Source organism: Salinibacter sp. (assembly GCF_042218895.1).
GTDB lineage: Bacteria > Bacteroidota > Rhodothermia > Rhodothermales > Salinibacteraceae > Salinibacter.
The window spans coordinates 1-9,234 of the sequence record NZ_JBDGQQ010000155.1 but is presented as its reverse complement, the minus strand read 5'-3'; the positions used below and the strand labels follow the sequence as shown (position 1 = coordinate 9,234).

5 protein-coding genes are annotated in these 9,234 nt (G+C 65.0%); 4 read left to right on the top strand and 1 reads right to left on the bottom strand.

Annotation, left to right across the window (positions count from 1 at the left end; genetic code table 11):
* The 3 genes from ABEL04_RS12915 to ABEL04_RS12905 form a co-directional block, all read left to right on the top strand.
* Positions 1-3,007 (top strand): VPS10 domain-containing protein (locus ABEL04_RS12915; protein ID WP_375802805.1); only part of this gene is annotated, 3,007 nt, incomplete at its 5' end.
* 54 nt (positions 3,008-3,061) lie between these two features.
* Entirely contained in the window at positions 3,062-3,706 is a 645-nt protein-coding gene (locus tag ABEL04_RS12910; protein ID WP_375802804.1) for an SDR family oxidoreductase, read from the top strand.
* 338 nt (positions 3,707-4,044) lie between these two features.
* Positions 4,045-5,673, top strand: a complete 1,629-nt coding sequence (locus ABEL04_RS12905) for a Na+/H+ antiporter NhaC family protein (protein WP_375802803.1) — start codon at positions 4,045-4,047, stop codon at positions 5,671-5,673.
* A gap of 42 nt (positions 5,674-5,715) precedes the next feature.
* Here the strand turns inward: ABEL04_RS12905 and ppsA are convergent, their stop codons facing one another.
* Positions 5,716-8,121: a phosphoenolpyruvate synthase gene (gene ppsA, locus ABEL04_RS12900; RefSeq protein ID WP_375802802.1), complete on the bottom strand. Its 2,406-nt coding sequence runs from the start codon at positions 8,119-8,121 to the stop codon at positions 5,716-5,718.
* 731 nt (positions 8,122-8,852) lie between these two features.
* Between ppsA and ABEL04_RS12895 the strand changes: the two genes are divergently transcribed.
* A partial coding sequence (locus ABEL04_RS12895; RefSeq protein WP_375802801.1) for an adenosylhomocysteinase occupies positions 8,853-9,234 on the top strand: 382 nt, incomplete at its 3' end.

The window sequence follows — 9,234 nt, the reverse complement described above, 5'->3', positions numbered from 1 at the left end:
GGCGCCTACGCACGCCCAGCAGCCGGCCCCCCTCTCCACCGAAGCATTAAGTGACTTGACGTTTCGCAGTATCGGTCCTGCCGTTACGGGCGGGCGGATTCACGACGTGGAGGCCCGGCCCGGCGACCCGTCCACCATCTACGCCGCCACCGCCTCGGGCGGCCTCTGGAAGACGACGAACAAGGGCACCACCTGGCAGCCGCTCTTCGACGACCAGCCGGTGAGCACGTTCGGCGACGTGGCGCTCGCGCCGTCCAACCGCCGCGTCGTATGGGCCGGGACCGGCGAGCAGAACAACCGCCAGAGCAGCGCCTGGGGCAACGGCGTGTACCGCTCCACGGACGGCGGCCAGACGTGGACGCACCTCGGCCTGGAAGACACTCGCCACATCGGGCGCATCAAGGTGCACCCCAAGGATCCGGACGTGGCCTACGTCGCGGCGCTGGGCAACCTCTGGGCGCCGTCCGACGCGCGGGGCGTCTACAAAACGACCGACGGCGGGGAGACGTGGACGAAGGTCCTCTTCGTGAACGAGCACACGGGGGTGGTTGACCTGGCGATGCACCCGGACGACCCCGACGTACTCTACGCCGCCGCGTACCAGCGCCTGCGCCGCACGTGGGGCTTCAACGGCGGCGGGCCCGGGAGCGGAATCTATAAGACGACGGACGGGGGAGACTCCTGGTCGGAGCTCACCAACGGCATTCCAGGGGGCGACAAGGGGCGGATCGGCCTCGCCACGACGCCCGCGGCGCCCAGTCGGGTCTACGCCCTCGTCCAGCACGCAGAGGAGGGCGGCACCTACCGGAGCAGTGACGCGGGCGCCTCCTGGACGAAGGTCAACGACCTGAACCCACGGCCCATGTACTACAGCCACATCGTGGCGGGCCCGGTGGATGCCGACCGTGTCTTCGTGATGGCGACGGAGTTCTACATGAGCGAAGACGCCGGAAAGACCTTCACCCAGATGCCCACCCGCCCCAGCTACGACGTGGGCGTGCACAGCGACCACCACTCACTGTGGATCGATCCGGGCGACCCGGAGCATTTCTACCTCGCGGGCGACGCGGGCCTGCACGAGTCCTGGGATCGCGGCCGCACCTACCGCCGCATCAACAACCTTCCGATCGGGCAATTCTACGCCATCGGCACCGACATGCGCACCCCGTACCGCGTCTACGGCGGCATGCAGGACAACCACTCCTGGATGGGGCCGAGCGCGACGCGCCGCTGGAAGGGCATCATCGACGACGACTGGAAACAGATCGGCTTCGGCGACGGCATGTACCAGCAGGTGGCCGGGCCGCGAGCGGTCTTTGTGGGCTCGCAGAACGGCGACGTGAGCCGGGTGGACCCGGTGACAGGGGACAACATGGCCGTGGGGCCAATGGCGCCGGAGGGGGAGAACTACCGCTTCGACTGGGTGACCCCCACGCACGTCTCCCGCCACGACTCCTCCACGGTCTATCTTGGGGGCAATCGCCTCTTCATCTCCCGCGACAAAGGGGCTCGCTGGACCCGCACGAAGGACTTAACGAAAGACATCAACCGGGACTCCCTGTCGCTCATGGGCGTGCCGGGCCACAAAGGCATGCTGTCGAAGCACGACGGAACGGCCAGCTACAGCGAGATCACGACCATTGCCGAATCGCCCCTGAGCCCCGACATCCTGTGGGTGGGAACCGATGACGGCAACGTGCAGGTGTCCCGCGACGGCGGCGAGTCGTGGACCGAGGTGGGCAGCAACATCGACGCCGTGGGCGATACGACCTACGTGAGCCGGGCTCTCGCCTCGGCGGCCGGCAAAGGCATCGCCTACGTGACGCTCGATGGACACCGGCACGGCGACTTTTCGCCGTACGTCTTCAAGACCACGGACTTTGGACAGACCTGGACCAAGATCACCGACGGCCTTACGACCAAAAATGCAGGGTCGGTGAACGTCATCGTGGAGCACCCCGACAATCCGAACGTGCTTTTCCTCGGCACCGAGCACGCGCTGTTCGTCTCCACGACCGCCGGGCAGCAGTGGACGGAGGTCGACTCCGGCCTGCCCACCACCCTCTACGATGACCTCAAGATCCACCCGCGGGAAAAGGACCTCGTGGTGGGCACGCATGGCCGCAGCCTCTGGATCCTCGACGACACGACCCCGATCGCCGAGTGGTCGGCGTCCGTGAAGACTGCGGACGCACACCTGTTCTCGATTCAGCCCGCCACCATCCACAACTTCTGGAAAAACACGTCCTACCGCGGGCAAGCCTCGTGGGCGGGCGAAAATCCCCCGTTTGGCGCCCTCATCCATTACCACCTTGGGGCCCCCACCGACTCCGTCGAACTCGTGGTGCGCAATCCAGACGACGAAGTGGTCCGTCGCCTCGACGGGCCCACCGCGACGGGACAAATCCATCGTATCACGTGGGACCTTGCCCACCCGCCGCCCCCGACCGAGACCAGCGCGGACGACGAGGAAGAGTCGGGGGTCGTCGAGCCGGACACCATCCTGCCGGAACTGGAGTATCCACTCGAGCCGAAGGGACCCTTCGTGCAGCCCGGCACCTACACGGTGACGCTCCACGCCGGTGACGCGCAGGTAACAGAGACCGTAAAGGTGCAGGAAGACCCCAAGATTGACCTCACGGCCGGGGAGTGGCGCAGGCGCGAATCCTTCCTGCTCGACGTGTTGGCCAAGCAGAAGTCGGCCTTCCGGGCCTCTCAACGGGCCGACTCGCTCCACGAGCAGCTCCAGGCGCAGGCGGAGGAAGAGTCGGACGAGCTGAATGCGCTGGTAGACACGGCCGAGGCTCGCGCCGACGAACTCGAGGAGATACGGGGCGACATCTATGACCTAGCTGGTGTCTTCAACTGGAGCTACGTCACACAACCGTCCCTCCGCCCCCCAACGGAGACGCACCGCGAGCGCTTCGAGCGGCTCCGGGAGCGGCTCCGCGCCGCGACCCGAGGCCTGGAGGCGCTGGCCGAAGACGCTCGGCCCTACCTCAATTAGTCGGGCCGCTGTTCTCAAGCCCATTCATCCAACCAATCGCTCTCCGAAACACAGATGGTTGTCGCAGTCATTGGCGCAAACGGCGGTATCGGACGCCGGCTCCTTCCGCGTCTCGACGACGCGGGCCACCAGCCTATCGGAATCGTCCGCTCCGAAGACCAGTTCGACGAGGTCCGCGACCGCGGCGGGGAGCCTCGCCACGGCGATCTGGAAGGCACGTTTGCCCCGGCGCTCGACGGGGCCGACGCGGTCGTGTTCACTGCCGGGGCGGGAGGCTCCACGGGATGGGACAAGACCATTCTGGTCGACCTCTGGGGGGCGAAGCGGGCGGTCGACGCCTGCGAGGAGCGAGGCATCGACCGGTTCATCATGATTAGCTCCCGGGGCGCCGGCGATCCGGAGTCCCGTCAGGGACCACTCAAACCCTACATCGTGGCCAAGCACTTCGCCGACCGGGCGCTTCAGCGGTCCTCGCTCGACGAGACGATCCTGCGCCCAACCCGGCTCACCGACGAAGCAGGCACGGGCCACGTCGCAAGCTACTTCGACGCAGATCCGGGCTCGGGCGACGACGTCCCGCGCGCGGATGTGGCCCAGGCCGTGGTCGAATGCCTCAACAACGAGGCGACCCTCGGCCACGCCATCACCCTCTACGGGGGCGATACCCCCACCGCAGAAGCCCTCCGGACGACAGCGTAAGGACGGTTGAGGGATTGGGCTGGAGAAGCAAAAGAAGCTCTCTTCTCCCCATCCGGTCCGGCGTGGCTCCAGGGGGAGGCGTCGGCGGGAGCACCGTCGGGCCATCTGAACCGAGAAGGCGCCCCGATGGAATCGTGCACGGTGCGGCCTCCGGACAATCGTTCAGGGGGGCTCCGGACGACCCGGCCGATCGCCCCCGGATCAGCAAATTTCTGTAGAAGGAGCGGACTGCCTGTCTGCGGCAGGACCGGCTGGATTTCTCGGGAAAAGTTGGCGTCCGTAGCTGTCGATGCCTTAATTGGGGGGTGGAGCTCGACGCCAATAACATTATGCCCCACATGTCCGACACCGCCGACCCCGACACTCCAATCACTGACGTTCAGGAGACGGGATCCGCCGCCCCTGATCCCCCCACTTCCGACGACGCCAGCGAGGGAGGCCCATGGTGGCGGCGCTGGGTGGTGGCGGCCCTGGTGTTGGGCGGACTCGGCGCGGCGGTGTACGTGGCCGGCGACATTCCCAAGACCGATGGGCACTACGGCTTCTGGTCGGTGCTGCCGCCCCTGATCGCCATCGTCCTGGCGTTCTGGCTGCAGGAGGTCGTGAGCGCCCTGTTCATCGGCATCGCGGCGGGGGGCATCATCGCGGGCAAGGTCAACATCATCGATGCCTTCCTGCTCCCGGCCATTGGGACCGAAGACTTCGCCCTCATCCTACTGGTATACCTGTGGGCGCTCGGCGGACTCATCGGGCTGTGGACGCGCACCGGGGGTGCGCTGCGCTTTGCGAAGTGGGCAGGGCAGAAGATGGTGACCGGGCCGAAGACGGCCAAGTTCTTTACCTGGATCATGGGTCTTGTCTTCCACCAGGGGGGCACCATCTCCACGATCCTCACCGGAGCGACGGCACGACCCATCGGCGACCAGCACGACGTGTCGCACGAGGAGCTCTCCTACGTCGTCGACTCGACGGCCTCGCCCGCCGCGACGATCATTCCCTTCAACGTGTGGCCCATCTACGTGGGCGGCCTCGTGGCCGGCACAATTCCGCTCTTCGAGACGAGTCAGGAGGGCATCCAGTTCTTCTTCTCCTCGATCTGGGCCAACTTCTACGCGCTCTTCGCGGTGGCCATGACACTCCTCTTCGCGTGGGAAAAGCTGCCGTACGTGCCGGGCAAAAAGATGCGCGACGCCACCGAGCGGGCCCGGTCGACCGGCAAGCTCGATCGCGACGACGCCACCCCCCTCACCTCCCGCGAGCTCACCGAGATGAACGTGCCGGACGACTACACCCCGAGCCTCGTCGACTTTATCGGGCCCATCGGGACACTCCTGGGGGTGGCCATTCTTCCATACCTGTACACGTACTTCGTATTGGGATGGACCGGAGGCGAAAACGATCCGCTTCTGCTCATCGCGGAGGCCTTCGTCTTGGCCGTCCTGGTGGGGATGGGGGTCGCACTGTTCAAAGGAATGAACTTTGATGAGGTGATGGACGGGTTCATCGACGGATGCAAGGGCGTCACCATCGGCGCCATCATTCTAGCCCTGGCCGTGTCGCTGAAGGAGGTGGCTGAGGCCGTGGGTACGGCCGAGTACGTGGTGGCGACCGTCGGCGAGTCCCTCTCGCCGACCCTCCTACCGGGCCTGCTGGTGGTGCTCTGCCTTATCATCGCCTTTTCGACCGGCACCTCGTGGGGCACCTACGCGGTCGTCTTTCCGGTGGCCATGCCGCTGGCGTGGAGCCTCTCGCAGGATCCCCTCTTCATCACGCTCTGCTTCGGGGCGGTGGTCGGCGGGGCCGTCTACGGCGACCAGTGCTCGCCCATCTCGGACACGACAGTGCTCTCGTCGTTGGCCACGGGGTCGGACCTGATGGATCACGTCAATACCCAGCTTCCGCTGGCGTCGGTGGCAGGGGGGCTGGCGATCGTCCTCTACACGGTCCTGACGATGCTCTTTGTGTAAGGATGAGTGTGACTTGTGTAAGGATGAGTGTGACGAGAGCATTCAGGACGACTCTGCCCGCCCCTCCGCCCGGGCCACGTGCCGGAGCACGTCGGGGACGCTGTCCGGGGTAACGGAGATCGAGTCGATGCCCGCCTCGACGAGGAACTCGGCAAACTCGGGGTAGTCGCTCGGGGCCTGCCCGCAGATGCCCACTGGACGGCCCGCCGCGTGCGCCTGTTCAATCAGGGTACCAATCATCCGCTTCACCGCCAGATTCCGTTCGTCGAAGAGGTGCGTGAGGCGCTCCGCGTCGCGCCCCACGCCCAGCACGAGCTGGGTCAGGTCGTTGGTGCCGATCGAAAAGCCGTCGAACTGCTCCGCAAACTTGTCGGCCAGGGCAATGTTGGAGGGCGTCTCGGCCATCACGTACACCTCCAGGTCGTTCTTGCCGCGCTTGAGGCCGTGCTTGGCCATCACGTCGAGCACTCGGTCCGCCTCTTCCGGCGTGCGGCAGAAGGGGACCATGGCGACGACGTTGGTGAATCCCATTTCGTCGCGCACCCGCTTAAGGGCGCGGCACTCCAGCGCAAAGCCCTCGCGGTACGCGTCGCTGTAGTAGCGAGAGGCGCCGCGCCAGCCGAGCATCGGGTTTGCCTCGTGCGGTTCGAAGCCGCGCCCGCCGATGAGGTCGGCGTACTCGTTGGTCTTGAAGTCGCTGAGGCGAACGATGACGGGATGCGGGTGCTGCGCGGCGGCGATCGTGGCGATGCCGCGTGAGAGATGATCCACGAAATACTCGGCCCTGTCGTCGTAGTCCCGCGTCAACTCCTCGATGCGGCGCTGGGCCCCCTTGTCGTCCACCTCGTCGAAGGCGACCAGGGCCATCGGGTGCACCTCGATGATGTTGTTGATGATGTACTCCATGCGGGCCAGGCCCACCCCCTCCACGGGCAGCTTCCACCAGTCGAGGGCCGCGGCGGGACTCGCCAGGTTGAGCATGATCCGCGTGTCGGTGTCCGGAAGAGCCTCAAGGTCGATCTCGTCGGTCTCAAAGTCGAGCCGTCCGTCGTAGACGTGCCCCTCGTCGCCGTCGGTGCAGGAGAGGGTGACCGGCTGATCGTCGCGGAGGACCTCGGTCGCGGTCTCGGACCCAATCACGGCCGGAATGCCGAGCTCGCGGCTCACGATGGCGGCGTGAGAGGTGCGCCCGCCCCGGTTCGTAACCACCCCGCCGGCCCGTTCCAGGAGAGGGCCCCAGTCCGGATCGGTCATTTCGGTGACGAGAATGTCCCCGTCTTCGAATCGCTCACCCTCGTCGGCACTGTCGAGCACCCGGGTCGGACCCGACACAATCGATTTCCCGATGCCGAGCCCCGTCACCAGCCGGTCCCCCTCTTCCGTGAGCCGGAAGGTCCGGAGCGTGCTCGCCGCCTGCTGGGACTGCACCGTTTCGGGCCGAGCCTGCACCACGAACAGGTCGCCACTGTCGCGGTCCCGCGCCCACTCCACGTCCATGGGCCGGTCGTAGTGCGCCTCGATGGTCTGTCCCCACCGGGCGAGCATCAGGATCTCCTCGTCGGACAGCACGAAATCCTCCTGTTCCGCCGTGGTGGTCGGGACCGTCGCGGTGCCACCTTCTCCCGTCGACACGATCTTTCGGTCCTGGTCGCCCTTTGTTTTCTCCAGGATGGGGGTCAGTGTCTCATCGTCTACGAAGGGCGTGTAAACGGTATACTGGTCCGGGTTCACGAGGCCCTTCACGACGCTCTCGCCGAGCCCGTAGGCCGCGTTGATGACGGTCGTGTCGGGGAAGCCCGTCTCGGTATCAATCGTGAAGAGGACGCCGGACTTGTCGGCGCGTACCATCTTTTGGATTCCTATGGACAGGGCCACCTCCAGGTGATCGAAGCCTTGCTGGTCGCGGTAGTCCAGCGCCCGATCGGTGAAGAGAGAGGCGAAGCACCGCTTGCAGGCGGAGAGCACGGCGTTGGCCCCGCGCACGTCCAGGTAGCTCTCCTGCTGGCCCGCGAAGCTCGCCTCTGGCAGATCCTCGGCCGTCGCACTGCTCCGCACGGCCACGTCCACTGCATCCGTATTGTATTTGCTGCCGAGGGTACGATAGGCTTCGTGAATGGCCTCCGCGACATCATCGGGGAAGGTCCCGTGTCGGATCTCTGTGCGGAGGGTCGTGCCGGTCTCGCTGAGCGATTGTTCGCCCGCAGCCCACGCCCCAAGCTCTGCCTGGATGGTCTCCGAAAGGTCATTGGCCTCCAGAAAGCGCCAGTAGGCATCGGCGGTCGTGGCAAAGCCATCGGGCACCCGAATGCCCGTCTCCTTCAGCGCGCTGATCATCTCGCCGAGGGAGGCATTCTTGCCCCCAACGAGGGGAACATCGTCGGCGCTGAGGGTGTCGAGCTGGCGAACGATGGTCGTATCGGTTTGTGCGTGCGTCGTATCGTGCAGCATGGGAAGAAGGGGAAATGAGAGGCAGACTGTGCAGAGCAAACCCGAAGTGACGGTCGCGTACAACACACAACAGCCCTTCTGCGCCGTTGAATGGCGTGAGGCAACATTCGATGCGTACGCGATACTTTATAAAATGATGTTAGCGTCTCGCTGTTGAAAGCGCTTCCAAAAGGTATCACAGGATCGTCGAGATGAGTCCCTTCGACGATCCGTGGGGTAAAAAATATTGCTGTTGCCCCGCAGAAGGGTTACGGAAGAATGCCGGACGCTGCTCCCCTGCTTTATACCGACTGCCGAGAATCGGTGTACATTTGATCGTTCTGCTCAAAAGGAAGGTCCGTCGCGAGGCGCGCCTCGCGACATTTTCTTCCCGAACATCCCGACGCAAAGGGCACAGTTATCGTTGGCATTTGGTATTACAATGCCCGTGGGCAATCCCCTCCACTCTGCGACGAGACGACAGCTGCTGGCGGGGAGCCGCCAGCGGGGTGGGGACGGAAGATGGCCCTGAAGCGCATCGATGAATTGGGGAGAGATTTCCCCCAAACTTACAAACTGTTTCACCAGGACACAGTAGCAACCGATGTATTACCAAACACCCTGGCACGTGACGACTGTGTGGTTCTCTTAGATGCCAGACCCGAGCGGCACATGCCGTTGGGGGCTTAGGGGCCACGTCCCGACTTAATTTCCGCACGCACGTCCACTGCACGCCAACCACATCGATACACATGGACCACAAAGAAGGACAGTACAAGGTACGCGACCTGAGTCTGGCCGACGAGGGCCGCAAGCGCATTGAATGGGCCGAAAGCCGGATGCCGGTGCTCATGCAGCTCCGCGAGGAGTTTGCCGATGAGAAGCCGTTCGAGGGCTACAAAATTAGCGGCTGTCTTCACGTGACGAAGGAGACCGCCGTGCTCGTCGAGACGCTGCAGGCCTGCGGTGCCGAGGTGGCCTGGAGTGGCTGCAATCCGCTCTCGACGCAGGATGACATTGCCGCTGCTCTCGCCAGGAACGGAATCGAGATTTACGCCTGGCACGGGCTCGACACCGAGGACTTCTACTGGTGCATCGAGCGCACCATCGACACGCCGCCGCACCTGACGCTCG

Coding starts and splice junctions, on each gene's coding strand:
- ABEL04_RS12910 (WP_375802804.1), top strand. CDS start 3,062: ATGGTTGTCGCAGTCATTGGCGCAAACGGCGGTATCGGACGCCGGCTC.
- ABEL04_RS12905 (WP_375802803.1), top strand. CDS start 4,045: ATGTCCGACACCGCCGACCCCGACACTCCAATCACTGACGTTCAGGAG.
- ppsA (WP_375802802.1), bottom strand. CDS start 8,121: ATGCTGCACGATACGACGCACGCACAAACCGATACGACCATCGTTCGC.